The organism is Leptolyngbya sp. GB1-A1 (genome assembly GCF_039962475.1).
Lineage (GTDB): Bacteria > Cyanobacteriota > Cyanobacteriia > Elainellales > Elainellaceae > Leptolyngbya_A.
Genome location: NZ_JAMPLI010000033.1, coordinates 21,943 through 45,009, shown reverse-complemented (window position 1 = coordinate 45,009; position 23,067 = coordinate 21,943). Strand labels below are relative to the sequence as shown.

26 protein-coding genes are annotated in these 23,067 nt (G+C 52.3%); 13 read left to right on the top strand and 13 right to left on the bottom strand.

Features of this window, described 5'->3' with window-relative positions; translation table 11 throughout:
• Nucleotides 1–243 precede the first annotated feature (243 nt).
• The 3 genes from NDI45_RS22640 (at nucleotide 244) to glyQ (ending at nucleotide 3,219) form a co-directional block, all read left to right on the top strand.
• On the top strand, nucleotides 244–1,656 hold the full coding sequence (locus NDI45_RS22640; protein WP_190790704.1) for an ammonium transporter: 1,413 nt from the start codon (nucleotides 244–246) through the stop codon (nucleotides 1,654–1,656).
• An 11-nt stretch (nucleotides 1,657–1,667) separates the two neighbouring features.
• Nucleotides 1,668–2,114, top strand: a complete 447-nt coding sequence (locus tag NDI45_RS22635; protein ID WP_190790705.1) for a hypothetical protein — start codon at nucleotides 1,668–1,670, stop codon at nucleotides 2,112–2,114.
• A 217-nt stretch (nucleotides 2,115–2,331) separates the two neighbouring features.
• Nucleotides 2,332–3,219 carry a glycine--tRNA ligase subunit alpha gene (gene glyQ, locus NDI45_RS22630; protein WP_190790721.1) on the top strand — a complete coding sequence of 296 codons (888 nt, stop codon included), beginning with the start codon at nucleotides 2,332–2,334 and terminating at the stop codon, nucleotides 3,217–3,219.
• On the opposite strand, the gene NDI45_RS22625 is transcribed toward glyQ, so the two are convergent.
• A complete protein-coding gene (locus NDI45_RS22625) occupies nucleotides 3,216–4,466 on the bottom strand; it encodes a URC4/urg3 family protein (protein WP_348248884.1) in 1,251 nt (416 codons plus the stop codon). The genes glyQ and NDI45_RS22625 overlap by 4 nt on opposite strands.
• A gap of 56 nt (nucleotides 4,467–4,522) precedes the next feature.
• The gene (gene upp, locus NDI45_RS22620) at nucleotides 4,523–5,158 is read right to left on the bottom strand and encodes a uracil phosphoribosyltransferase (protein ID WP_190790722.1); all 636 of its coding nucleotides are present in this window, start codon (nucleotides 5,156–5,158) and stop codon (nucleotides 4,523–4,525) included.
• A gap of 214 nt (nucleotides 5,159–5,372) precedes the next feature.
• Here upp and NDI45_RS22615 point away from each other — a divergent pair, with 214 nt between their 5' ends.
• The 4 genes from NDI45_RS22615 to NDI45_RS22600 all read left to right on the top strand — a co-directional run bounded on the left by NDI45_RS22615 (nucleotide 5,373) and on the right by NDI45_RS22600 (nucleotide 8,426).
• The gene (locus NDI45_RS22615; RefSeq protein WP_190790707.1) at nucleotides 5,373–6,650 is read left to right on the top strand and encodes a GTP cyclohydrolase II; all 1,278 of its coding nucleotides are present in this window, start codon (nucleotides 5,373–5,375) and stop codon (nucleotides 6,648–6,650) included.
• Between the two features lie 164 nt (nucleotides 6,651–6,814).
• Nucleotides 6,815–7,516, top strand: a complete 702-nt coding sequence (locus NDI45_RS22610; RefSeq protein WP_190790708.1) for a MotA/TolQ/ExbB proton channel family protein — start codon at nucleotides 6,815–6,817, stop codon at nucleotides 7,514–7,516.
• A 15-nt stretch (nucleotides 7,517–7,531) separates the two neighbouring features.
• The gene (locus NDI45_RS22605) at nucleotides 7,532–7,939 is read left to right on the top strand and encodes a biopolymer transporter ExbD (protein ID WP_348248881.1); all 408 of its coding nucleotides are present in this window, start codon (nucleotides 7,532–7,534) and stop codon (nucleotides 7,937–7,939) included.
• Between the two features lie 61 nt (nucleotides 7,940–8,000).
• On the top strand, nucleotides 8,001–8,426 hold the full coding sequence (locus tag NDI45_RS22600; protein WP_190790710.1) for a biopolymer transporter ExbD: 426 nt from the start codon (nucleotides 8,001–8,003) through the stop codon (nucleotides 8,424–8,426).
• A gap of 59 nt (nucleotides 8,427–8,485) precedes the next feature.
• Here the strand turns inward: NDI45_RS22600 and NDI45_RS22595 are convergent, their stop codons facing one another.
• Nucleotides 8,486–9,049 (bottom strand): DM13 domain-containing protein, encoded by a 564-nt coding sequence (locus NDI45_RS22595; protein WP_242067191.1) that lies wholly within the window; start codon nucleotides 9,047–9,049, stop codon nucleotides 8,486–8,488.
• A gap of 250 nt (nucleotides 9,050–9,299) precedes the next feature.
• Here NDI45_RS22595 and NDI45_RS22590 point away from each other — a divergent pair, with 250 nt between their 5' ends.
• Nucleotides 9,300–11,360 carry an FAD-dependent oxidoreductase gene (locus NDI45_RS22590; protein WP_348248879.1) on the top strand — a complete coding sequence of 687 codons (2,061 nt, stop codon included), beginning with the start codon at nucleotides 9,300–9,302 and terminating at the stop codon, nucleotides 11,358–11,360.
• A gap of 184 nt (nucleotides 11,361–11,544) precedes the next feature.
• Here the strand turns inward: NDI45_RS22590 and NDI45_RS22585 are convergent, their stop codons facing one another.
• The 5 genes from NDI45_RS22585 to NDI45_RS22565 all read right to left on the bottom strand — a co-directional run bounded on the left by NDI45_RS22585 (nucleotide 11,545) and on the right by NDI45_RS22565 (nucleotide 15,354).
• Nucleotides 11,545–12,039: a hypothetical protein gene (locus NDI45_RS22585; RefSeq protein ID WP_348248877.1), complete on the bottom strand. Its 495-nt coding sequence runs from the start codon at nucleotides 12,037–12,039 to the stop codon at nucleotides 11,545–11,547.
• On the bottom strand, nucleotides 12,014–13,237 hold the full coding sequence (locus NDI45_RS22580) for a sulfite exporter TauE/SafE family protein (protein WP_348248875.1): 1,224 nt from the start codon (nucleotides 13,235–13,237) through the stop codon (nucleotides 12,014–12,016). Before NDI45_RS22580 ends, NDI45_RS22585 begins: the two co-directional genes overlap by 26 nt.
• Before the next feature lie 4 nt (nucleotides 13,238–13,241).
• Entirely contained in the window at nucleotides 13,242–13,511 is a 270-nt protein-coding gene (locus NDI45_RS22575) for a hypothetical protein (protein ID WP_348248873.1), read from the bottom strand.
• A gap of 151 nt (nucleotides 13,512–13,662) precedes the next feature.
• A complete protein-coding gene (locus NDI45_RS22570) occupies nucleotides 13,663–14,949 on the bottom strand; it encodes a glycoside hydrolase family 10 protein (RefSeq protein WP_190790714.1) in 1,287 nt (428 codons plus the stop codon).
• Nucleotides 14,950–15,225: 276 nt separating this feature from the next.
• On the bottom strand, nucleotides 15,226–15,354 hold the full coding sequence (locus NDI45_RS22565) for a hypothetical protein (protein WP_277879052.1): 129 nt from the start codon (nucleotides 15,352–15,354) through the stop codon (nucleotides 15,226–15,228).
• A 125-nt stretch (nucleotides 15,355–15,479) separates the two neighbouring features.
• On the opposite strand from NDI45_RS22565, the gene NDI45_RS22560 reads away from it, so the two are divergent.
• Complete coding sequence (locus NDI45_RS22560) at nucleotides 15,480–15,701, top strand: hypothetical protein (RefSeq protein WP_348248871.1); 222 nt, start codon at nucleotides 15,480–15,482, stop codon at nucleotides 15,699–15,701.
• Nucleotides 15,702–15,808: 107 nt separating this feature from the next.
• Here NDI45_RS22560 and NDI45_RS22555 read toward each other — a convergent pair whose 3' ends face one another.
• Together NDI45_RS22555 and NDI45_RS22550 are read right to left on the bottom strand one after the other, a co-directional pair.
• A complete protein-coding gene (locus tag NDI45_RS22555) occupies nucleotides 15,809–16,066 on the bottom strand; it encodes a hypothetical protein (protein WP_348248869.1) in 258 nt (85 codons plus the stop codon).
• Nucleotides 16,067–16,256: 190 nt separating this feature from the next.
• Complete coding sequence (locus NDI45_RS22550) at nucleotides 16,257–17,072, bottom strand: Dam family site-specific DNA-(adenine-N6)-methyltransferase (RefSeq protein ID WP_348248867.1); 816 nt, start codon at nucleotides 17,070–17,072, stop codon at nucleotides 16,257–16,259.
• Between the two features lie 250 nt (nucleotides 17,073–17,322).
• Between NDI45_RS22550 and NDI45_RS22545 the strand changes: the two genes are divergently transcribed.
• The 3 genes from NDI45_RS22545 (at nucleotide 17,323) to NDI45_RS22535 (ending at nucleotide 19,931) form a co-directional block, all read left to right on the top strand.
• Nucleotides 17,323–17,526, top strand: coding sequence for a DUF751 family protein (locus NDI45_RS22545; protein WP_348248865.1), 204 nt, complete (start codon nucleotides 17,323–17,325; stop codon nucleotides 17,524–17,526).
• A gap of 183 nt (nucleotides 17,527–17,709) precedes the next feature.
• On the top strand, nucleotides 17,710–18,225 hold the full coding sequence (rbfA, locus tag NDI45_RS22540; protein WP_348248863.1) for a 30S ribosome-binding factor RbfA: 516 nt from the start codon (nucleotides 17,710–17,712) through the stop codon (nucleotides 18,223–18,225).
• Nucleotides 18,222–19,931, top strand: a complete 1,710-nt coding sequence (locus NDI45_RS22535; protein WP_348248861.1) for a glycoside hydrolase family 3 N-terminal domain-containing protein — start codon at nucleotides 18,222–18,224, stop codon at nucleotides 19,929–19,931. The genes rbfA and NDI45_RS22535 overlap by 4 nt, the downstream gene beginning before the upstream one ends.
• 8 nt (nucleotides 19,932–19,939) lie before the next feature.
• Here the strand turns inward: NDI45_RS22535 and NDI45_RS22530 are convergent, their stop codons facing one another.
• The 3 genes from NDI45_RS22530 to NDI45_RS22520 form a co-directional block, all read right to left on the bottom strand.
• Nucleotides 19,940–21,055, bottom strand: coding sequence for a DUF3086 domain-containing protein (locus NDI45_RS22530; protein WP_190790150.1), 1,116 nt, complete (start codon nucleotides 21,053–21,055; stop codon nucleotides 19,940–19,942).
• A 49-nt stretch (nucleotides 21,056–21,104) separates the two neighbouring features.
• The gene (locus NDI45_RS22525) at nucleotides 21,105–21,521 is read right to left on the bottom strand and encodes a DUF3119 family protein (RefSeq protein WP_190790151.1); all 417 of its coding nucleotides are present in this window, start codon (nucleotides 21,519–21,521) and stop codon (nucleotides 21,105–21,107) included.
• A gap of 194 nt (nucleotides 21,522–21,715) precedes the next feature.
• Nucleotides 21,716–22,510, bottom strand: a complete 795-nt coding sequence (locus NDI45_RS22520) for an MlaE family lipid ABC transporter permease subunit (protein WP_348248858.1) — start codon at nucleotides 22,508–22,510, stop codon at nucleotides 21,716–21,718.
• A gap of 240 nt (nucleotides 22,511–22,750) precedes the next feature.
• On the opposite strand from NDI45_RS22520, the gene NDI45_RS22515 reads away from it, so the two are divergent.
• Nucleotides 22,751–23,047 (top strand): hypothetical protein, encoded by a 297-nt coding sequence (locus NDI45_RS22515; protein WP_190790153.1) that lies wholly within the window; start codon nucleotides 22,751–22,753, stop codon nucleotides 23,045–23,047.
• Nucleotides 23,048–23,067: the final 20 nt, after the last annotated feature.

The following is a 23,067-nucleotide window of genomic DNA, read 5'->3' as shown; positions in this document are numbered from 1 at the left end:
GTCTGGGCTTGCAGCGTTCGGATTTTTCTAGTTTGCGATTTTGCGATCGCGTAATTAACACTTTCATCTGAGTTTTTTGTTTAGCGAATCGAGGGCTGTTCGTTCAGCCTGATTTATTGTGCCTATCACTTACTGTGCCTATCACTTAAAGAGCGTGACAGCAAGAAAGAGTGACAGGATTCCCTGGTTACGCCGTGCGAATTGTGGTGTCTTGCAACGATAGTCGTTTATCCTCCATCAACCATGTCTCCTGAAGCGCAAGAATTTCTCGGCACATTCACTTCAGAGTCTTTTTACTACTGGTCTTCGGTGTTCATGCTACTGATCCACGCAGGCTTTCTTGCCTACGAGGGCGGCGCATCGCGCACAAAAAACGTGCTGGCAACGATGGTCAAAAACCTGCTAACGCTTGCCAGTGTCGGACTCGCTTTTTTCTTCTTTGGCTGGTGGGTATACAATGCGTTTCCATTTTTCCCATTTACGGGTGGCATTTTGGGACCGTGGACTAACCCCGAACAGAGCGAAACGATCAAGACCGCAATGACCTATGTGGATGCGTCCTATCCCTGGTCGCCTGCGCTAGGTCCAAATACTGCCGATCACATTACGGGCGTGTTCTTCTTTGCGTTCGCGCTGTTTGCCATGACGACCGCCTCGATTCTCTCGGGAGCTTTGATTGAACGAGTCAAAATCGGCGCATATCTGATTCTGTCGATCATCCTTGGTTCATTTACCTGGCTGATTGGAGCTGCCTGGGGCTGGAGTGCGTTTGGCTGGATGTTTACCCGCCTGGGGTATCACGATTTTGGCTGCGCGGCGATCGTCCACGGCATCTCTGGCTTTTTCACGCTGGGCGTGCTGATGAATCTGGGTCCCCGGATTGGCAAATATGACGAGAACGGCAACCCGCGTCCAATTCTGCCGCACAACCTGCCGCTAACAATGGTGGGGCTGATGCTGATCTTTGTGGGCTTTTATGCGTTTCTGGCTGCCTGCATGATTTTCTTGCCGGGCTACGATGGAGAGACGACGATCTACGGTACGCCGATGACGCTGGCATCGATCGGAGTAAATACCACAATGGCACTCGCTGCCGGACTAGTGGGAGCTTACCTGTCTTCTAAGGGCGATCCGTTCTTTACCATCTCTGGCGGACTGGCAGGCATTATTGCGACGGGTGGCGGCATGGATCTGTACCATCCCTCGGTCGTGATTGTGCTGGCGTTTATCGCGGCTTTCATCATGCCCAAGGTGATTGTGGCGATCGAGAAAGCAGGGATTGACGATGCAGTGGGGGCAGTGGGCGTTCACGGCTTCTCTGGACTCTTTGGCTCAGTGGTGGTCGGTATTGCAGCAGCAGGCTACCCCCAGGGCGACGGCATTCCTTCGATCAATCTGGTCGGTCAGCTTGTCGGTGCGCTGGTCTGCGTCATTCTGCTGGGCTTTATCCCGGGCTATGTTTCAAGCTGGGTGCTGAAGAAATTTAACCTGTTACGCGTTCCGCCCGAAGAGGAAATCAAGGGCTTGGATATTGCGGATCTGGGCGTTGAGGGCTATCCCGAATATGCCACTACGACCTTTGTGTCGCACTTCAGCCGCAACGATGGCGCAACTGTGCCAACTCCACACAGCTCTACTGAACTTGCACCGGAATAGGGAGGCAATCCATGACCAGTCCATTTTCCACGTTTCAGGAATTCTCCGAGGCAAAAGGACCAATTTATACCTTTGCTAATAGCTCCGCTGCAATCGGCTTTTTTCTGCTCGTCTCTCTCGCGATTAGCGTTTATTTCTTTTATGCGTCGTTTGGCTTGAAACAGGAGCAATCTCCTTCTCAAACTGCCAAAACGCTTGGGGCTTTGCTGCTTGCCGGAGGAATGTCGCTGTTCAGCACGCTGTCGCAGCCACAAAAACAGCCGGATTCCACGCGCTCTACTCGCTACGAAGCCCGTTCTAATCGCCCCTCCTGGCAACCTTTTGTTGCGCTCGGTCTGATGGGCATCGGCAGCACATCGCTGGGACGCAAAACTCGTCGCAAAGTGAAGCGATCGTCCCTTCAGGGAACTGCCAAGCAATCGACCCGTGCTGGATCGAGAGGGCGATCGATCCGATAAATTCAAGTTTCAGACTTTCAGCTGGGTATAGATCGAGGAGGCATTGCCTCCTTTTTTTCGATAGACAAAACTTGGGCAGACAAAACGAGCTTTGTTTCATTTGTCCGTTCATTCATCCAGTCATTCATCTAGCGATATCAGTGGCGAGGGCAGCATCCCGTGCCGGATTTGAGGCACAATGAATTCGGTTGAAGCGAGTTTGGGGGAAGAGACTGCCGTGAATTTTCAGTCAGTGATTGCAACGCTGCATCAGTTTTGGAGCGATCGAGGCTGCTTAATCGTTCAGCCTTACGACACCGAAAAAGGAGCAGGCACGAAGAGTCCACACACGTTTTTGAGGGCGATTGGTCCAGAACCGTGGTCAGTGGCGTATGTAGAACCCTGTCGCCGTCCGGCAGATGGACGGTATGGAGAAAACCCGAATCGGGTGCAGCACTATTACCAGTACCAGGTTTTAATCAAGCCATCGCCGGATAATATTCTGGAAGTTTATCTGGATTCGCTGCGCGCATTGGGCATTCAGCCTGAAGACCACGATATTCGCTTTGTCGAAGACAACTGGGAAGACGCAGCCGTTGGAGCCTGGGGGGTAGGCTGGGAAGTCTGGCTGGACGGAATGGAGGTGACGCAGTTTACTTATTTCCAGCAGTGTGGCGGAATTGATTGTCGTCCGGTTTCGGTTGAAATCACCTACGGGCTGGAGCGGCTCACGATGTATTTGCAGGGAGTCGATTCGATTTTTGAGATTCAGTGGAACGATCGCCTCACCTACGGAGACGTGCATTTGCAGAGTGAGATCGAAAATTCCGGCTATAACTTTGAGGCATCTGACCCGGAGCTGCTGTTCACCCTGTTTGGGCTGTACGAGAAGGAAGCAGAGCGGCTGATGAAGCTTGAACTGGTTGCACCAGCATTTGACCATGTGCTGAAGTGTTCACACACGTTTAATCTACTGGATGCGCGGGGCGTTATCTCGGTCACGGAGCGGACGCGGTACATTCTGCGGATTCGGAATTTAGCAAGACAGGTGGCACAGCTTTATTTGAAGCAGCGCGAGGAAATGGGCTTTCCGCTGCTAAAGGGTGAGCTAGCGCAAGCCGCTTAAAAAACCGTGCCGTCGCTGACGATTTGAATCGGGGGAATGCCGCCCGATCGTTTTTCTTTGGCAATTTGTCGTCCGGCTGCCCAGGTTCCACCTTCCAAGACTTTTGCCAGGGGGAGGCTTTGCTGATCAAGGTTGAGCGTTGTGCGAATGCAATCGGCAATGCGATCAAGCAGGATGACGGTGAGGGCACGCCATTCGACAATGACTTCCGAGTCTGGGGAATAGGCGGTTTTGAAGATCGTTTCGTGCTTGGGCTGAAGCAAGCCACAATCAAGGCATAGTCCCCCGTTGCGATATTCGGGAAGTCCGGTGAGCTGGTCGAGGTCGGTGATGAGAATGCCCAGCTCTTGCAAGGGTTCCAGCAGCGAATAGGTGAGCCACTGGGAAAGCTTATGAAAAGGAACGAGCTGAGAGCCAATTCCCCGATCAGGCAAGGCGGGGTGAATCCAGACATCGCCCAGATTAACGCCTGCGATCGTTTGTCTGCCAGCCCAGATTTCGCTGAAGCCCGCTAAGACTGCCTCAAAGACGCGATGAGCCGAAAGTGGGGGCTGGGAGGTCTGAAGCAAATAATCGACCAGATTGCCAGGGCGCGGCGTTTCTGTGCCAAATAAACTCGGAGCCTGATGAAGAGCATTGCCGAGCTGGTGCATGAGGGCAAGCCGTCCCTCAACCCCGACGAGCGGGTTATCTGCGCTGATTTGAAATCCTGCCGCAAATTGGGATTCGCTCAAATTTTGCAGACCGATCGCATCTGCCTGAAGTGGATGGGCAGGATCGCTGGAAAAGCCACCCGATGTGAATAAGTGAAAGCTGGCGACTGCTAGCCCTTCCGATCGCTGAAAATCCTGACCGGTTTCTGCTTCGCGATAGCGCCAGTCGGCTCCTGCGCCGGCATCAAGCAAAACGCTGGTAATTGCCAGATCAAACTTTGCTTTTGCGCGTTCCAGAGGAGTTGCATCGGTCAGCAGACGATCGAGAATTGCCGATCGCGCGACGCCCCCTGCTTCAAAATGTCGCCAGCGACTGTGGAACGGCACATTAAGGTCGGGATAGTTGGCTTGCATCACTCGAATCACATAGTCTGCGGCAGAATCGAGCTGAGTCAAATCGCAGCGAAAATGGTCGAGCTGGTCTTGAGTTGCCAGATTGAATAGAGTACCGCATCGATCGCGGATTGCCTGAGTCGATCGTAAATATTGAATGACAGTTTGTTCGGTGGGGGGAAGTTGCTCTAGTCCGATCATCAAGCCTTTTCCTTCAGCCTTAGGGGGTGGGGGTTCGGGTGCAACGAGTTCGAGGATTATTTTGTGCCGTAGAGCCGATCACCTGCATCGCCCAGACCTGGAATAATGTACCCGTGTTCATCTAAGCGTTCATCGATCGAGGCGGTAAAGACCGGTACGTCAGGGTGCTGTTCGTGGAAATGTTGAAGGCCTTCCGGGGCTGCCAGCAAACAAACAAACTTGATCGAGGCGGGGTTGGCTTCTTTGAGGCGATCGACAGCAGCAACGGCAGAGTTTCCGGTTGCCAGCATCGGATCGACCACGAGCATATCGCGCTGTTCAACATCGGGCGGCAGCTTCAGGTAGTACTCGACGACCATCAGCGTTGAGGGTTGGCGATAAAGTCCAATATGTCCCACTTTTGCGGTAGGAATCAGCTCGATCATGCCGTCGAGCAAGCCCTGACCTGCCCGCATAATCGAAACTAGCACCATTTTTTTGTCTGCTGCCAGCATCGGGGCCTGCATGGTTGCCAGTGGGGTTTGGATTTCCTCTTTTTTCAGAGGGAGATCTCGCGTCACTTCGTAGGCAAGCAGCATTGCAATTTCCTTCAGCAAGCGACGGAAATCTTGAGTGTGGGTATCGGCTCGGCGCATCAGGCTCAACTTATGCTGCACCAGCGGATGGCTAATCACAGTCACGTTTGCACTCATCGCGTTTGCACTCATCGCGTCTGCACTCATCGCGTTAGAACTCATCGCGTTTATTTACCAGGCAACTCAACCCTGCTCTTTTTCTTGCCAATTCTTGCCAAAATTCCTGAAAGCAAAGTTTTTGAAAAGATTTGGAGTCTTTGAACGGATAGAAATCGAGCGGTTTCGGATACTACAATACGATACATCTCTCTAGGGGGTATTACGCGCAGCCATGACCGATCGCCCAACCCAACCCAACTCTAATCCGTCATCTCGCAAATCCAAGCATATTATTCTGACTTCGCATCAGGCTCAGAATACCTCTGTCGCCCCGATTCGCTGGGGAGCAGCAACCCCTCAAGAACGCGGTCCCATCATTGGCTCAATTAGAAGCCAGAAATATCGCAACGTGATTGGTTCCCACGCAGGCTCTTATGGTGTTTATCGTGCCCTGGCGGTCGCAAGTGGCGTGCTTGACCCGATGCACAAAGCAGACTTAACCAATACGGCTCCCACAATGGAGATTGGCCCGTTTCCAAGCTGGAGCAATCCTGACAAAATTGTGTCGATCGATCCGTTTGGGGCACTTGCCGGAGAAGCATTTGGCAATTTTGGCTCTGATGAATACGATATTCTGCCGACGATCGCCATCACCAAGGCACATATCAACATTCCTGAACTCAAAGAAGAAATGGCTCAGGGACGGTTGCAGGCAGACGGTCAGATCCTCAAAGCCGATGCCAGCCTGCTGGTGACAAAAGCGGCGCTCGATCCCGTGTGGTATCTGCCGGGCATTGCGAAGCGGCTAAACATCGACGAATGGGATCTGCGGCGAGTGCTGTTTCAGCAAACGGGCGGAATGTTTCCTGAACTTGTTACCCGTCCTGATCTGCACGTTTTTCTGCCGCCGATCGGCGGAACGACCGTGTATATCATTGGTGATCCGACAGCAGTGACCAATCCCGATTGTCCTCTCGCGGTGCGGGTGCATGACGAGTGCAACGGCTCGGATGTGTTCGGCTCGGATATTTGCACCTGTCGTCCTTATCTGGTTCACGGCATCGAAGTTTGCATTCAAACAGCACAGGAAGGCGGCGCAGGCGTGATCGTTTATTGCCGCAAAGAAGGGCGGGCACTGGGCGAGGTAACGAAATTTCTAGTGTACAACGCCCGCAAACGTCAGGAAGGCGGCGATCGAGCAGATGCCTACTTTATGCGAACCGAGTGTGTCGCCGGAGTGCAGGATATGCGCTTCCAGGAATTAATGCCCGATGTGCTGCACTGGCTGGGCGTTACGCGGATCGATCGCCTCGTCTCGATGAGCAACATGAAATACAACGCCATTACCCATTCCGGCATTGAGGTCGTGGAACGCGTCCCGATTCCGCCCGAACTGATTCCCGCCGATGCCCAGGTCGAAATCGAGGCAAAGAAAGCATCTGGCTACTTTGCAAAGGATGAAGTGCTGACTGAAGAAGAACTGGCGGAGATTAAGGGGCGATCGTATTAATTGGAACTCAAAATCTTTATCGGGCGCGGATGGCCTGGCAGTTAAACGCGGCTTGCAGAGCGAATTCCAGCCAGGGACTCTGTTATCCTAGCGTTAGGGATTCTCATGCCTAATCTGGGAGTTGCTTTTGACCGTCGATTGATTTGTTCCTTTGGCTTTTCTCTATGGCTACTTTTTTTGATCTGATGGTAAAAGGCGGTCCGGTGATGATCCCATTGATGGGATTTTCAGTGGCGACGATCGCCTGCGCACTGGAGCGGGCTTTGTTTTGGTATCAGCTTCAAAGCAAAGAAGACCGGGTAGTGCATGACGTGCTGACAGCCGCAAAATCTAGCCTGGATGATGCGCGAGGGATTGCTGAAAGAACACAGAATTTGCCGATCGGTCGATTTCTGCTTGCTCCGCTGCGGCTAAAGCAACCCACCCCCGAAACCTTCCGGCTGGCAATGGAAGCGGCAGGCGAGAAAGAATTTGCCCAGATGCGAAAAGGAGACAAACTGCTGGAAACGACGGTGGCAGTTGCGCCTTTGCTGGGGCTACTGGGAACCGTGACGGGTCTGATCGTTACCTTTGATAACCTGAATATTGGTGGCGGAGGCGGGACAGAACAGGCAACCAAAGCCGCAGGTGGAATTGGCGAGGCACTGATCACGACCGCAGCCGGGATGATTGTCGCCATTATTGCGCTGCTGATCTACCGAGTGATGGCCAGTTTCCAGACGCATCAGGTCGATTATTTCACCGAAGTGGGAACCGAACTGGAACTCATTTATCGGCAGATCTGGTACGAGCCTTCCCAGGCAAACGCTCCGTATTTGCTGCCTGCGGCTCACTCGGCTCCTGCTTTGCCCAACGACGGAAGATGATCGAACTAAGCAGATATGCGATTTAAACGAAAGCACTGCAGCGGCTCGCTTCCAGAAGTTAATCTTGTGCCGATGCTGGATGTGCTGATGACCGTGCTGACATTCTTTATCATCGTGTCGATGACGTTAGCCACCCAGCAGGGCGTACAGGTTCAGCTTCCATCCAATCAGCCCGCCACGCCTGCGGAACCCCAGCCCGAACCGCTCATCGTCCAGATGCAAGCCGAGAATCAGCTTTTGTTAAACAATCAGCCGATCGCCAAAGCAGAGCTACTGCCCAACATCCAAGCCTATCTAGAGAAAACGCCCAAAGGCGCGATCGTGCTCCAGGCAGATCAGAAGTTGCCGTACGAGCAGGTGATTCAAATACTGGGCGAAATGAAGGATGTAGGCGGCGATCGCGTGTCGCTGGCGATCGAGTAGCAGAATCTTACCCAGGCAAAACTCCAGGCAAAAACTTCAGGCAAAAACTCCAGGCAAAACGATGCGGTTTAAAAACAAACGATCGGGGGCACCACTTCCAGAAGTTAACCTTGTGCCGATGATGGACGTGCTGATGACCGTGCTGACGTTCTTTATCATCGTGTCGATGACGCTGACCGGACAGCAAATTCTCAATCTAAATCTACCGCGAACGAGCGGAGCCGGGGCAGACGGAGAATCTGCCAAGCTAAAGACCCTGGTGGTTGGACTGAACGCCGATCGCCAAACAATTATCAATAATCAACCTGTGAGTTCCGATCAGCTTGCTCAACAAATGCAGCAGTTTCTCTCTGAAAACCCAAACGGAGTAGTGCTGCTGAAAGCCGATCGCGAACTAACGTACAATGCAGTTGCTCAACTGCTCAAAACAATGCAAGGAATTGGCGGCGATCGTGTTTCTTTGGCGATCGAGCGGAGGCCAAATTAGCCCAATTCGCACAAATGAATCCCCAATTCAGACCAATCCAGACCAATTCATCGAACAAATTAAACAGATGGTTTTAGCGTTGCTGCTCCAAATGTCGCGTTGAATAGACGACACCAAATCGCCGCAGATTTAAACTCATCAAGCTTTACGTTATCGGGAATGTCATAGCTTTGCGCGCCGCTATAGCTTTTGAGCGGAGCCAACAGAACGTAATCCCCTTCATTAATTGGAAAAGCAGGCGGAACGGTAGAACCAATCACATCGGGCGATCGATGCAAAACAACGAATAAATCGGGTCCAAAAGTTGAAGTTTTAAACGCTTGATCCAGCTCTAGAACTCGTTTGCCGCTCTGGTTTGTAATGCGAACAGTGCCCTGGGTAGGATGTTCGCCAGCAACAAAACTGCCAGAACTCAGGATTAATTCCTCGCTTGCCTCAGGGGTTGGGCTAGGAGGATTTGCTGGAGAAGAAGCTGCCTCCCCGCCAGGAGAACCGTTTTGATTCAGGCGCTCTGAGGTCGGGGCAGGAGCAGATTTTTGAGAAACTGATTTGCTGGCACAGCCTGTAGCCAAAACTGCCATAAAACTTGAGCCAGCAGCCAGGACAAAGCGACGAGATTTCATATTGCTTCCTGCTTTTGTTCTCAACAAGGAATTAATTAACGTAACTGCACAAACGATCGGTAGCAGCCAAAAGGGTCTGTCAAAAGGGTCTACAGTCAGCACCACCTATACTCCGTAAACGCTCTCAGAGAATATTTTGATCCGATGTGCTACATTCGCCCCCAGGGTCAAACCTCGTTTAGGACAGCCCTTCAGGGAACCTATCCGAGGAGAGTCCATTCGATCAACAGAGCGAGATACGGTATTCATAATGCGCTTTTCTCGACCAACCTTGTTTCGACTCAAATTTTCCCGGCTTAAAGTTCGGATGGTTGCCTTTTTCGGTACGCTTCTGGCGATCGTCTCCCATCCCAGCCTAGTGTCATTGGCTCTCGCGCAAGCTCAGCCCAGCCTTTCCACGCCCGACCAAACCGTAAACTGTGAAATTTTGATTGTGGGCGGCGGACTAGCCGGAACTGCGGCTGCCTATGAAGCTTTATCAGACGGCAAAACCGTATGTCTGACTGAAATTACCGACTGGCTGGGCGGACAGCTCACTGCTCAAGGCACTTCTGCCCTGGATGAGGCACAGCGACAGCGATCGCTCTTGTTCTATCCACGCGGCTATCTGGAACTACGGCAGCGCATCGAGCAAAAATACGGCACGCTCAATCCGGGGGACTGCTGGGTGAGCGAATCCTGTTTTTTGCCCGAAGACGCGGCAGAAATTTTGCAGTCGATGCTGAAGGAGGCCGAGCGGCAGGGCAAAGGAGAGCTGAAATGGTTTCCTGCCACCGTGGTAAAGGATTTGAAGCTGAGTGCAAATGGCAAGCAGATCGAGCAGGCGATCGCCCTCCAACACCGTCCTGCCCCCGGTCAGCCGCCGCTCAATACTGCAACCCTTTCGCAGACAATCGAGGATGCCTATCGCTACGAGGATTCCGATCGGTTTCAGAAAACAGTGATTTCCTTTGTGCCTTTGGCAAATCAAAATCGCTGGTTTGTGATCGACGCGACGGAAACCGGAGAACTGGTGGCTCTGGCAGATGTGCCTTACCGACTGGGAATTGATCCGCGATCGTACCGCAATCCTTCCTCACCCAGTGAAACAAGCGATCCGTACTGCACCCAAGGCTTTACCTATACCTTTGCAATGGAGCAAACTGAGAATCCGCAGCCCCAGGAGATGCCATCGTTTTATCCGCAGTATGCCCCTTATTACAGCTACGAGCGAGATAACGCCAACTTTGATTATGTGTTTACCTATCGGCGCATTCTCAGCCCGAAACCACGTAGGGAAAAAGGTCGCAACGGTGTATCAAATCCAAAACCGGGCGATATTTCCATGCAGAACTGGACGTGGGGCAACGATTACCGCCCGGGAACGGCTGCGGATAATTTGATTTTGAGCCGCGATCAGCTTCAGCAAATCGGACAGCTTCAACCCGGTGGCTGGATGGGCGGACTGCGATCGGACACGCTGCGAAAGGGCGAGGAGAATGCGCTCGGTTACTATTACTGGTTGGTCGAGGGCACAACAGATTCTCAGTTGGGGAATGGCAAGAAGCAGCCCGCACCCAATCACCGCTACCTGAAGGGCTTCGATGCTCCGATGGGAACAGCGCACGGACTGTCGAAATATCCCTATATCCGCGAGTCGCGCCGGATTGTGGGTCGTCCGTCCTACGGGGACGAAAACGGCTTTATGATTTCAGAAATTGATATCTCTCAGGTAGATTACAACGATTCCTACTATCAGCAAACCCTGCCGGACGCGATGTATCGACAGTTGCGGATTGCCCTGGCAGGACTGGGAGCCACCAACGCGATCGTGGAAGATACTCCTGCGAACCAGATTCCGCGCCGGACGCGATCGACCATTTATCCCGATGCGGTGGGCATCGCTCAGTATGCGATCGACTTTCACCCCTGCATGACGCTTTCGCCGCCCGAAACCCCCGGCAACACCGAACGCGAAGGAATGCGGCGGGCACACGGTTCAGCTTATCCGGCACAAATTCCGCTGCGAGCAATGATTCCGCAGAAAATTGATAACCTGATCGTCACAGGCAAGAGCATTGCCACCAGCTTTGTTGCTGCCGCTGCTTATCGCGTCCATTCCTTTGAGTGGTCTGCCGGAGCCGCCGCCGGAGAAACTGCCGCTTATGCCCTGGAAAAAAATCTCTTTCCTTACGAGCTGGTAGACAATCTGCCCCTGCCCGAACCCCAGCTTGTGGAACTGCAAACCCGCCTGCGGGCACGCCAAAACCCGATCGCCTTTCCAGATACTTCGATCTTTAATTTGGATTGGGACGAGTGGCGCGTCTGGTAAATTGGGTCAAAAATTTGGCGTTGTTGAATTTGAGTATGATTCGCCCCCTAGCCCCCCAACTTTGGGGGGAGCTAATCCTCAAAGTCCCCCAGCATTGGGGGATTTAGGGGGCGATGCAGGAGCTCACTTGGGTTCTTCATATTTCTATTCAGCCACGCCAAAAATTTCAGGAATTATTGGGCGATTATTGGGCGATCGTCACCGTATAACTCAACTGAAACGGATTAAACGCGCCAGGCGTCTTTGAACTACCGCGCAGCACCACCTCATAGGTTCCAGCACGGGGAAAGGTCACGGTTGCGCTGGGAAGATTGGCTCGCCCGGCGGCAGAGGTCGCCTGTAGAGCAGGCTGCTGAATCGGTCGATCGCCTGATTGTTGGGGCTGCGTGTAAATCGACAGGGCACAGTTGCAGTCCGAAAGCGGGATTGCCTGTCCGCCGCGTTTGACTAAGGCAAACCAGACCAGGCTAGGCGTACCTGCACGGGGGCGATCGTTCGGTTCAATGTGAATCGTCGCGCCTACGTTTCCGGAGGTTTCGACTTGATGAGCCGTCACGGGCTGAAAGCCGATCGCGCCATACAAAGCAGGAGTAACCGTCAATGCCAGTCCTAAAATCGCGAAGACCCGCTTTGAGAAACGGTTTAAGGAAAAATTATTTGGTTGGATCGGGTGGAACATAAAACTTCTCTAACGCAAAAATAGACCACAGCCAGGAGCAGCGCAGCAGCAGCACGATCGCCACCGTTGCTCCTAGTCCAATCGTCCCGCCCCAGTTCCAGGCGGTTGGCTGCATTGCACCCAGAAACTCAGAGCCGACGGTAATCGTGTGAGCGGCTACCAGAATCAACGCCGGAATCGACAGCAGATGAATCGATCGCCACAGTTTCCCCAGTTTTTGCTGGGCGCGATCGAAGCTGGTTATGGCAGCAGGTAACATCAGCAGCAGCGCAACCCCGCCCAGGACAATGCCAATTTGATACGGAACGGGCATAAAAAACAGCGCGTCAAAATTCCACTGCCAGGAATGCTCGATCATGTGCAGGCTATGCGCCAATGCCAGCAGAAACGCACTCACGCCCAAGAGACGCCGATAGCGCAACAGCGTTCCCCAGAGCCGACCGAGCGGACGCGCCGCCAACGCCAGCATCAAACAGACGATCGCGCCATACCCGGTGTAGTCGGTCATGATATCGCCTGTTCGCATCAGGGTGAGAATACCAATCAGCAGCGTAATCCAGCCGCCCAACCGAAATAGCTGACTGCGGCGATTGGCACTGATTGCTCCGATCGACACCCCCACGCCCACCATCATCGGCATTGTCCCCACTCCAAATGCCAACAGACTTGCCATGCCGTACCAGAGGTTGCCGGTTTCCGCTGCTTTGATTTGCGCTGCATACAAAAACCCGCAGGGAATCAGCCCCCACACGCTGCCCAGCAAAAACGGTGTACCCCAGTGCGAGCCAAACGACAGCTTCACCATGCTCTGGCTGAGGCGATCGTGCCATTTTCCCTGAAGCAAAGGATGCAGAAACGGCAGTTTGGGCAGCAGTCCCGGAGCTACCTGACCCAAGCCAAACCAGATCAGTAAACTTCCAGTCAGCAACGCCATGCCACGTCGCAGCAGACTGCCTACACCAGCCATCTGTCCGCCCGCAATCAAGACCGACCCCAATGCGCCGATCGCCCCGCCAACCAGGGCATAGCTGAGAATGCGTCCCAGGTTGAGCAGCAGGTGATAGCGCAGCTTTGCTCCCCGCGAGGTTCGAGCTGTATCTGAAAGGGAAAACGCTGCCGCGATCGGACCACACATCCCAGCACAGTGTCCGAAACTGCCGAGAAATCCAAGGCTGGCAAGCAAAAGTAAATCGAGCATGGATTTAACCCACTGCCATCCCAACAACGCAAATCTGATCCAGCAATTCCGGGGTTTTCTGATACGTCAGCATCATGCCCTGATGACAAAAACAGTCGGCAGCCCGCTGAACATCCTGGATGGCGGCGATCGTCCCACCCAAATCGTGATGAATCATGCCCTGACTAAGCAACCCCCGACTAAGCAACGCCTGAGCAGGGCCAGGAGCCGGATTGATTACAAACCAGAGCAGGAACATTAGAGAAAATGCCGTCAACGCGAAATCACGCTTCACCAATCGACCTCTCGCCCAAAAGTTGCACTCCCCTATCCTCGTGGAGCGTAAACCCGATTGTCAAAAGACAGGCTGTAAAACTTATCGGGGACTTTGCACAAGGGCGAAACCGAATTGCAGATTTTTGGGTAGCAGCGAAAGCAACAAGAGTTTACTCAATCGCAGAGCGGAGTGCCGGATATGGAAAGAGGGCTTGAAACCCAGACTGTCGATCGGCGATTGGCTCTGAGGCGTAATTCCACAGGCTTTCGTAATAGAAAAACGATACGCCCAAGCCGCGGCTCTGCGATGCCCGCACCTGCGCCTGGATTCGCTGCATCGAGACTGGATTATTCCTCAGCCCAGTTAAAATGCCAATTCCTGTAGGAACTTTTCGCTGGGTTTCCTGGATTTCGGAACGGTTAATTTGCTCCAGAAAACTTTGTAAGTCCGATCGATACACCTGCACAATCAGTTCATCCACCAAGTTTTGCCGCACCCACGCGAGCCAATCCTGTAAGTGGAGCCGATAAGCAAAATCATAATAATTCGGAGAAACCGAAAACACTGCCTGAGGGTTCCGCTCTTTCACGGCTTTGTGCAGTCTGGTCATGAATGCCGTAATCTTATCTGCTCGCCAGCGAACCCATGCCGCATCTTGAGGATTACTTGGAGGAGCCTTCTTTGTTTCCTGAGTGTAGAGGGCGATCGTGTAATCGTCATACCCAAACTCAGCAGGCAAGCTCATGTGGTCATCAAACTGAATGCCATCAGCATCATATTGGGTAATAATTTCCAGCACCAGACTGGTAATGAACTGCTGCACCTCTGGACGAAACGGATTGAGCCAGACCACTTCACCCGCCGCACTGATCGAAGTTTGACCCCCATCTCGCTTCTGGGTCAGCCAGTCGGGATGCTGTAATGCCAGCTCTGAAGTGGGAGGAGCCATGAAGCCAAACTCAAACCAGGGAACAACCAGTAACCCTTTTTGGTGTCCCTGAGCAATCAAATCTGCAAGAATATCCTGTCCCTGCAATCCCCGGTAAACAAAATTTTGAATGCCTGCCTGCCTGACCACCGCACTGGGATACAATGCATAACCCGCATTCCAGACAACTGGATAGACAGTGTTAAAGTTTAACCGCCGCAGTTGCGCCATCGCATCTTGAACTTTGGCTCGATCGCGAAGGACGATCGTATCGTTGGTCGTGAGCCAAACTCCACGAATTTCTGAACGAAGCGGTTGAACGGTTGCCCCCGGAACGGTACTCACCAGCAGCACGGTCACCAATGACACCACAAAGAGCAGGGCAGGCAATACCCGAAGCCTCGATCGGGTCGCGCCGTTGCCGTATGCCTTATACCGTAAAGCGATTACCCTTTTGGGAAACTGCCGGGCGATTGACTGTAAGGCAAGCAGGTGTCGCCAGTGGTCAGGGATTAAACGTACTTTCATCAGTCGAACCTGGAGTGAGCGAGTCAAATACACAGATACATCTACAACAGATTTATCTGCTGGTCAGCTTGACTAGCCCTATAGTTTACTCGCAGTTGCGCTACTCTCACCATTGCCCCTGAAAAATGCGATCGCCGTTGATCACTGGTCAAGTTCCTCCCATTACCGTTGATAGTCAGATGGTATCTGAACTGCTTTAATGGCAGGACTGGCTTAAGCTTCAGCCTTCTTTAGGTAGATGAAGGAGAATGCTGTCCAAGTCTAGCTTCATACTGCTTAAACATTCTGCGAAGTGGATAGGAGCAAGATCCCCAGGATGAGGACGATCGCCATTCCGGTCAGCGCACCGTAGGAGAATTTGAGCCAGCGATTTTTCCAGAGGGGACGATCGAGTTTAGGGTTCATGGAAGTGGGGGTAAGGGAGAGAAGGAAGGAAAGCGTAAATTATTCTGTACAGAGGCTTGATTCCTGACAGAACTATAGTACATTTGTATGGTTCTTATTTGTGGTTCTTGAGCCACTTTAAGCCCATGGTGCAGCAAATTCTCCGCCTGTTTGATACTTCTCTTATTGAAGAATTGCATGAGAAACTGCATGAGGAACACGCTACGAAACGCACTGAGGAACAGCACACTGCCGCACAGACTTTGCTCGAAGAAACACAGCAGCTTTTCCATTCTGACGGCTCTGAAGCTGAGCTAGTTGCCCTAATTCAAAAAGCGATCGACGCGATTCATGAGCTGTGTGACTAAATACACAAGAATCTTCGAAAACATCCACAGGCGAAAACATCTAGCAAAGACCCATCCCGCAAAGGCATCTAGGACATGCAGCAAAAGACATTCAGCAAAAACAGTTTCTAGGAATCTTCCTTTGCTGCCTCTGCTTCCAGGGTTTCCTGAAGGTAAAGCTGCGCTAGGCGATCGTATATTCCTGCCCCAATATACATCGGGTATTTGTGCGATCGGCTATAGACCCAGACCAGTTCACCAAGCAGGTAAATTCTGACATCTTCTGTCCATTTTTTGCACTGAGGCATGAGCGACGTTGCCGTTTCGAGAGCATCGGTCCACCGCTCAAATTCCTGAGAGTAGCGGGGTGTAACAACCTTGAACATCCAATATCCTGTCGAGGGTAAACGCGATCGATTCTTCCGATTGATAATAAGCCGATTATATCCCTGTCTCAAGCGGAGCTAGAGGGAGAAGCTAGAGGGAGTTTGAGCAGTCGTAGCGTCCTGCACTGCCTCCGTTATTTCCCTTTCTTGCTATTTCCCTTTCTAATTTCCCTTGCTATCAGAGTTACGCTCAGATGCCTTTGTAGGCTAAAACCTCTTTAGCAGGAGATCGATCGCCCGTACAGGAAATGCGTCTGGGGGCATTAATGAATATGATTTCAAAACCGAGGCTTTGATAAAGATTCAGAATGCGATCGGTCGCCTGGTTGGAAGCAACTACAGGTCCAGGATGAGCCGCTAACCATTCGGCTAATCTAACCTGATCCTGCCACTTAAAATCCTGAGCACTGTAGCGAGTAAATTTCACGTCGTAGGGCGGGTCAGAATAGATAAAATCGCCTGGAAAAATGGGAATTGCAGAAAAATCGCCGCTGGTAAACTGCCAGCTTCTTAAAACAGAAGCGTAACCTGTAAAATCTCTGATGTAGTTAATGGTTTTGTAGCGTCCAAACGGAACGTTAAACTGATTGCCATTATTGAAGCGGCACAAGCCGTTATATCCCGTACGATTCATGAAGTAGAACAGCTTTGCTGACTCTAAACTGTTTGCCTGACCGTCTCGAATCAATTGGTTAAACCGTTCTCGACATCCGTAGTAATACTCCGCGCTGTTTTCTAATGGAATATCAATACAAAGTCCCTTTTGCAGCCAGCGATAAAAGTTAATCAAATGCAGATTGTGGTCATTTAACACGGCCTGCCGAGGTTGCAAACCCAGCGCAACTGCCATCCCTCCCACAAACGGTTCTACAAGTCGCTGATGCGAATAGGGTTGCCAGAAATCCATTAGCATTGGCACAAGCCATCGTTTACCGCCAGCCCACTTCAGTGGAGGATTCAGGAGTGGGGGATTGAGGAATGCTGGACTGGCGTTTGCAGTCTTCACGAATGCTGATGCTCCTTAATCGATCGCGTCAATCGAATCAATTGTCTAAACAAAATCAGGGGATCAGTACGACAGATCTACTCAAATTGTATAGCAAAGCCTGAAATTCAGTCATCCGGGAGAAATTGAACGAAAACGCATCATCGATCATTTCGGATAAATTCGATCGCGCAGTTTATCTGCATTCATCAAACCCTCAGCCTTGTTTTGTACAATAAACAAAGTCCATTGCCCGATTATTATTTGTTCCATGCAAGACTTTTTAAATAACGTTTCTCGCTATCCCCGCTATCTCATTTCATTTTCGCTGGGCGTGCTGCTGACGATGTTCAGTCCGCTGGTTCCTCTGTTTAAGCGTCCGGTCACTGCCGTGGCAACGGTTCTTTTTCTGTTGGCTGCCCTGACGTTTCTTAGCTTTACTTTGCGTGCCATGCTGGGATTGAGTCCTGCTTAATGTCCTGATGCTTAATGTCTTGAAGTATCCTGAGCCGCTCCAGGCAAAAGCAGATTATTTCTTGAAGCCAGAATACATTTGCCCAAAGAGGCATCACGATCGCAACAGGCATCCGCTAATCTTGAGCAGAGCCTGAGCCGTGCAGGGCAAAACTGACTGTCGCGAACTATTGGGAGGAGAACTATGGCTACTGGTCGTCGGGTTGCCCGCGTGTCGGAACTGATTAAGCGGGAGGTCAGCCAGCTACTCTTTAACGGAATTAAGGACGATCGCGTCGGGCTCGGCATGGTCAGCGTTACAGATGTCGATGTATCGGGCGACTTGCAGCACGCCAAAATCTTTGTCAGCATCTACGGATCGGACGAAGCGCGAACCGCAGCAATGGCAGGGCTAAAGTCGGCAACAGGCTATGTCCGCAGCGAGTTGGGACAACGGCTGAGCCTGAGACGTACCCCTGAAGTCATCTTTGTCGAAGATCGATCGATCGAGCGGGGAACCAAAGTGCTGTCGCTGCTGAATCAGCTCAGCCAGGAGCGCAAACCAGAAGATGAGGAGGCGATCGGGGTTGATGATCAAGCCGTCGCTCTTAACGACGAACTCGACGCGCAATACGACGCGGATCTGGAACTCGACGACGATCTTGAAGACGGCGAATTCGACGACGAAGACGAACTCGAAGACAAGGACAGCCAGCGTTGACAAAAACAGGTCTACTGTCGGCTCTGCCCGACTGGGAAACTTTATCACTGCGGCAGCAAATCGCCCAGATGATTGTCGTTCGCGCTTCTGGGCATTTGTTTGATCATCAGATTGAATATCTTCAATGGGAAGCACCGCATGCGGTGCTACAGCGATCGATTCAAGAGTTGGGCGTGGGCGGCGTGATTTTGCTGGGCGGCAGTGCGGCAGAAATCGGCTTGCGAACTCAGCAGCTTCAGGACTGGGCAGAGATTCCTTTGGTGATTGCGGCAGACATTGAAGAAGGGGTTGGACAGCGCTTTGCCGGGGCAACCTGGTTTCCGCCGCCGATGGCATTGGGCCAAATTGCCCGTGAGGACGCAGCATTGGCAATCGATCTTGCCTTGCAAATGGGCAAAATCACTGCTCAGGAAGCAAAGGCGATCGGCTTAAACTGGGTGCTGGCTCCGGTGGTAGATGTAAATAATAATCCAGCGAATCCGGTAATTAATGTGCGATCGTGGGGCGATACGCCAGAGCTGGTCGGGCAGCTGGGGGCGGCATTCCTCCAGGGGGCGCAGTCGGTTTCGGTTCTAACCACGGCGAAGCACTTTCCGGGGCATGGCGATACGGCGATCGATTCTCATCTGGAACTGCCCGTGATCGATCACGATTTGACTCGCTTACAGCAAATTGAACTGCCGCCGTTTCAGCAGTCGATCGGGGCTCAAGTCGATGCAATAATGACGGCCCATATTCGTCTGCCTGCCCTCGATCCCATCCATCCAGCAACCCTGTCGCGATCGATCCTCACGGGGCTGCTGCGCCAACAAATGAACTTTGACGGGCTGATTGTCACCGATGCCCTGATTATGGGCGCGATTCTCGACCGCTATGGGGCAACCGCAGCCCCAGTCATGGCAGTCGAAGCAGGGGCAGATATCGTGCTAATGCCTGCGGATCCGGAAGGAGCGATCGACGCGATTTGTGAAGCCGTTGAAACCGGACGAATTCCGCTAACGCAAATCCAAGCATCGCTCGATCGCATCTGGAAAGCAAAACAGAAGGTCAGCGATATGCCAATTACGGGCAGTAGCACCCATGACTGGGAAAGACACACGCCGCCCCCGATCGATCTCACCCAACTTGCTCAGCCCGAAGCGATCGAAACTGCCAATGTGATTTTGCAGCACTCGACGCAAATCTATCGCTCTAACGGGGACAGGCTAGAGCAGTTCTTGAGCCAGCGCCTGATCGCAGCCCTTGCCGATCGTCTTGCACCACGCAATCTGATTCTGGTAGATGATGCCTTAAATTGTGGTTTTCTAGCGCGATCGGCGCCAGCAGTCACCCTTCCTGCCGAGTTGGGCTGCTCATTACAAGTGCTCGATCGAAATACGATCGGCTTGCTGACGGCTGAGACCAATCCTCCCCCTACGCTGCTTCAGCTTTTTATTCGGGGTAATCCATTTCGCGGCAGTGCAGGACTGACTCAGACCGTACAGGAGTTGGTGAGCCGCTTAATTCGTGAGGATTCTGCTTCGTTGGGCTTGTTTGCCCTGGTGGTGTATGGCAGTCCCTACGCACTGGAATCCCTGACTACCCAGCTTCCGCCCGATCTGCCCTATGGATTTTCATACGGACAAATGCCAGCGGCTCAGACGATCGTCCTCAACCGCTTGTTCGGGAATGGGCAGCAAAAACAGAATCAACCCTTCACCGACTGAACGAACTCTTAATACATCACCGGATTCATGGGGTCGGGTGCAAAGGCAAGCCACAGCGGAAACTGCAGCAGCGATAGGCTGATCATTTCTTCGGACTCATCGACCAGAATCAGCGGCAGTTGCTTTTGCTTCACCAGCCGATCGGCTCGCTGCACAAGCGGTTCGGGAGCTTCAAACAGCACAATGCCTTCCTCTGTGCCAAAATCGCCGCGAGAAATGCCGAGACAGTCCTGCAAGCCGCGCCGCCACTCCCCCAGCCGTTCAGGAGAATTGCCCAGAATTAGCGGGCGCAGCCGCTCTCCGTATAGCTCGTTCAGAATCGAGATCACGGCTGAGGCAATCAGAATGTTTTGCAGGCGTGACCCCATCGATCGAATTGCGCCCCGCCCACCCTGCGTAAAGAACCAGTTTGCCACTCGCTCGGCGTGAATCGGCTCAAAGGTGCGGCGCAACTGCCAGGGAGGACCATAGTAATCGGGCATGGTGCGATACTGATCCAGCAGTTTGCGAATGATTTTTGTTTCGTCCTGAAACTTCTTCTCGGCGAACTGAGGCGTTGCAGCTTCGGGCTGCGGCGGTTGTCCGCCTGCTGGGGCACTGGTTGGGGCTTTAGCGGCTACCGGACGCTGCTGGATTTCCTCGATCGGCGGCGTGAGCTGAAGCTGCTCGGCGGCGGCTGCCAGATCTTGCAAACTGCCCACCAGATAATCTTTGAAGCCCTGCACACGAATGGCTAAATCCTGCGACGCTCCGGCAAAGGTAGTTCTCATCTCATTTTTAATCCGCTCCTGCCGCCGCTCTAGCTGCTCAATCGATAGCTGAAGTGCCTGTTTGCGCTGTTCCAGATCGCCCAAGCTTTCCTTTACCAGTCGCCCGATCGCTGTTTGAGCTTCGGTGACTTGCCGTTGCAGCATTGCATTATAGGAAGTTTGCAGCGATGCAATTTCCTGCTGAAGCTTTTTCTCTTGCTGGCGCAGATCCGCGACCCGCCGCTCCAAGTCGTTTACTTCTGCCGCAGATGCCGAAGACGCTGCCGCGCTGGGAGGAACGCTGCTAGAGCCGAGATTGAGAGGAATGGGAGGTCTTCCAGTTGAGTCTGAAGGAAAAGACGAATCAGAATTCATAATGCTTAATTCGCAGTTTAATGAATCACAGCCTGAAGGCTGTACAAAATTATCGATCGCTCACTGAATCAATGCGGGGACAGCGTTGCTCCAGGCAAATTCGCAGCAGTTTCGCATCAAACAGCACAGGCAAAAAGTGAATGCTCTTCACTTCCTTGAAGTACAGCAAAATCGGAACGTTAACCCAGAAAATGCGCCAGTTTTGCCATTCCTGATAGGGAAAGCAGCGAATCATCTTTTCTCCTCGATACACCTCCAGGGCGACGGGCGTAAATCGCAGCCGCAATGTTGCTGCCTGAATGAGAAGAAACAAACCCAAAAGGGCGATCGTCCCACTCACCCAGGAATTAACAAACCAGAGGGGAATCGCCGCCAGCACCAGCACGATCGGAATTGCGTAGCTGGGTTCAAGCTGAACTGTCTCAGTGGCAGCAGGTGGAGTCGAAGCGGTGGGTGAGGTAGTCATGGCGATCGCATCCCTCAAACGTTAAACAAAGCCTTTTCTATTTTAAGGGACAGGCTTAATCTGCGACGCTGAATGTGGTTTTACCTGCTCAGCCTGATGCCCCCAGAGGAAAACCGCTTGTCACCGCCTCAGCAACTCCACCGATTAACCTTACAAATTGAACCGTTGTAAATTAACCGCTACAAATTAAACCGTTATAGATTAAACAGCTCGCTACCCGGACCCTGAAACATCAGCCAGGAAAGGAAAAAGTTTGTAATAAAGATCGTGAGCAGTGCCGTGACGACTGCCGTTGTGGTCGATTGCCCTACCCCCTTTGCGCCGCCCGAAGTCGTGAGTCCCCAGCTTGAGCCAATCACGGCAATCAGCGAACCAAAGACGCCGCCTTTGATCATGCCGCTCACCAGATCCCATGGGGTCAAAAAGTCGCGCACCGAGTTGAGAAAAACTTCGTTCGAGATGTTGTAAAGCGTATCAGCAACCAGCAATCCGCCAATCAGACCTGTCATAAACGAAAGAATGGTGAGGATTGGCAGCATCAGGCAGCAGGCGACGACTCTGGGAATCACCAGATAGTCGATCGGGTCAGTTTTGAGCATATACAGCGCGTCGATTTGCTCTGTTACCTGCATTGCGCCAATTTCAGCCGCAAAGGCAGACCCCACCCGACCCGCCAGAATCACAGCAGTCAGTACCGGAGCCAGTTCTCGCGCCAGCGCGATCGCCAACACGCCTCCGATCGCCGACCCTGCCCCAAAGCGAATAAACTCGCGAGATACCTGAATCGTAAACACCATACCGACAAAGGCCGCCGTCAGCAGCGCGACCAGTACCGAAGCCGGACCGACTGCCACCATTTGATCGATCGTATTACGCCGCTGGACTTTGCCTTTCAGCAAATGAACCACCACCTGCCCGCCCAAGAGGGTTGCAGCCAGCAGACGTCGGAGCCATCGTCCCAGATCTGTTGTTTGTCCCGTTTGAGTCAATCTTCTTAATTCCTGTACAGAGCCACCGATCGAGCTAATTCTTACAGACTATAAAAAAACATACTGTAAAAAATTGTCATCTTAAACATAACCTATGTCTGTGTGGACAGCGTTTCTTAATAACCATTTAAGATTTCTGACAGGTGCTCGGAACATCGGCGATCGGCGACTATCTTAGAACTTAAGAAATTGAACATTGAATGCAGAACCTTCCCGTTGTCCGCCACCCCTTCTGCCGCTATGACTAACATCACTCATCTTTTTCGCTCCTTGGTGCTTACTGCAATCTTTAGCTTTATCGCGCCTGTTGTTCTTACAATCGTTCTGTTTGCGATCGCACGCGGGTGGGCATACTTGCCCCAGCAGGAGTCGTTAAGCCAGTTCGCAATTGCTCAAATTGCCTACTTTTTGAGTATTTTTGGAAGCGGCAGCCAAGTCCAGGGTGTTGTATTGATTGGTACTGTTTGTAGCCTGGTGGGTGTCCTATTTAATGCTTACACCCAATACCGATATCAGAACCTCGGGAATTACGAATAGCAGCCCCAAATCGCCTGCGA

What these genes read in the sequence shown, in the direction of transcription:
- NDI45_RS22640 (WP_190790704.1), top strand. Translation starts at nt 244, where the DNA reads ATGTCTCCTGAAGCGCAAGAATTTCTCGGCACATTCACTTCAGAGTCT.
- NDI45_RS22635 (WP_190790705.1), top strand. Translation starts at nt 1,668, where the DNA reads ATGACCAGTCCATTTTCCACGTTTCAGGAATTCTCCGAGGCAAAAGGA.
- NDI45_RS22625 (WP_348248884.1), bottom strand. Translation starts at nt 4,466, where the DNA reads ATGATCGGACTAGAGCAACTTCCCCCCACCGAACAAACTGTCATTCAA.
- upp (WP_190790722.1), bottom strand. Translation starts at nt 5,158, where the DNA reads ATGAGTGCAAACGTGACTGTGATTAGCCATCCGCTGGTGCAGCATAAG.
- NDI45_RS22615 (WP_190790707.1), top strand. Translation starts at nt 5,373, where the DNA reads ATGACCGATCGCCCAACCCAACCCAACTCTAATCCGTCATCTCGCAAA.
- NDI45_RS22610 (WP_190790708.1), top strand. Translation starts at nt 6,815, where the DNA reads ATGGCTACTTTTTTTGATCTGATGGTAAAAGGCGGTCCGGTGATGATC.
- NDI45_RS22605 (WP_348248881.1), top strand. Translation starts at nt 7,532, where the DNA reads ATGCGATTTAAACGAAAGCACTGCAGCGGCTCGCTTCCAGAAGTTAAT.
- NDI45_RS22600 (WP_190790710.1), top strand. Translation starts at nt 8,001, where the DNA reads ATGCGGTTTAAAAACAAACGATCGGGGGCACCACTTCCAGAAGTTAAC.
- NDI45_RS22595 (WP_242067191.1), bottom strand. Translation starts at nt 9,049, where the DNA reads ATGAAATCTCGTCGCTTTGTCCTGGCTGCTGGCTCAAGTTTTATGGCA.
- NDI45_RS22590 (WP_348248879.1), top strand. Translation starts at nt 9,300, where the DNA reads ATGCGCTTTTCTCGACCAACCTTGTTTCGACTCAAATTTTCCCGGCTT.
- NDI45_RS22585 (WP_348248877.1), bottom strand. Translation starts at nt 12,039, where the DNA reads ATGTTCCACCCGATCCAACCAAATAATTTTTCCTTAAACCGTTTCTCA.
- NDI45_RS22580 (WP_348248875.1), bottom strand. Translation starts at nt 13,237, where the DNA reads ATGCTCGATTTACTTTTGCTTGCCAGCCTTGGATTTCTCGGCAGTTTC.
- NDI45_RS22570 (WP_190790714.1), bottom strand. Translation starts at nt 14,949, where the DNA reads ATGAAAGTACGTTTAATCCCTGACCACTGGCGACACCTGCTTGCCTTA.
- NDI45_RS22565 (WP_277879052.1), bottom strand. Translation starts at nt 15,354, where the DNA reads ATGAACCCTAAACTCGATCGTCCCCTCTGGAAAAATCGCTGGCTCAAA.
- NDI45_RS22560 (WP_348248871.1), top strand. Translation starts at nt 15,480, where the DNA reads ATGGTGCAGCAAATTCTCCGCCTGTTTGATACTTCTCTTATTGAAGAA.
- NDI45_RS22555 (WP_348248869.1), bottom strand. Translation starts at nt 16,066, where the DNA reads ATGTTCAAGGTTGTTACACCCCGCTACTCTCAGGAATTTGAGCGGTGG.
- NDI45_RS22545 (WP_348248865.1), top strand. Translation starts at nt 17,323, where the DNA reads ATGCAAGACTTTTTAAATAACGTTTCTCGCTATCCCCGCTATCTCATT.
- rbfA (WP_348248863.1), top strand. Translation starts at nt 17,710, where the DNA reads ATGGCTACTGGTCGTCGGGTTGCCCGCGTGTCGGAACTGATTAAGCGG.
- NDI45_RS22530 (WP_190790150.1), bottom strand. Translation starts at nt 21,055, where the DNA reads ATGAATTCTGATTCGTCTTTTCCTTCAGACTCAACTGGAAGACCTCCC.
- NDI45_RS22525 (WP_190790151.1), bottom strand. Translation starts at nt 21,521, where the DNA reads ATGACTACCTCACCCACCGCTTCGACTCCACCTGCTGCCACTGAGACA.
- NDI45_RS22515 (WP_190790153.1), top strand. Translation starts at nt 22,751, where the DNA reads ATGACTAACATCACTCATCTTTTTCGCTCCTTGGTGCTTACTGCAATC.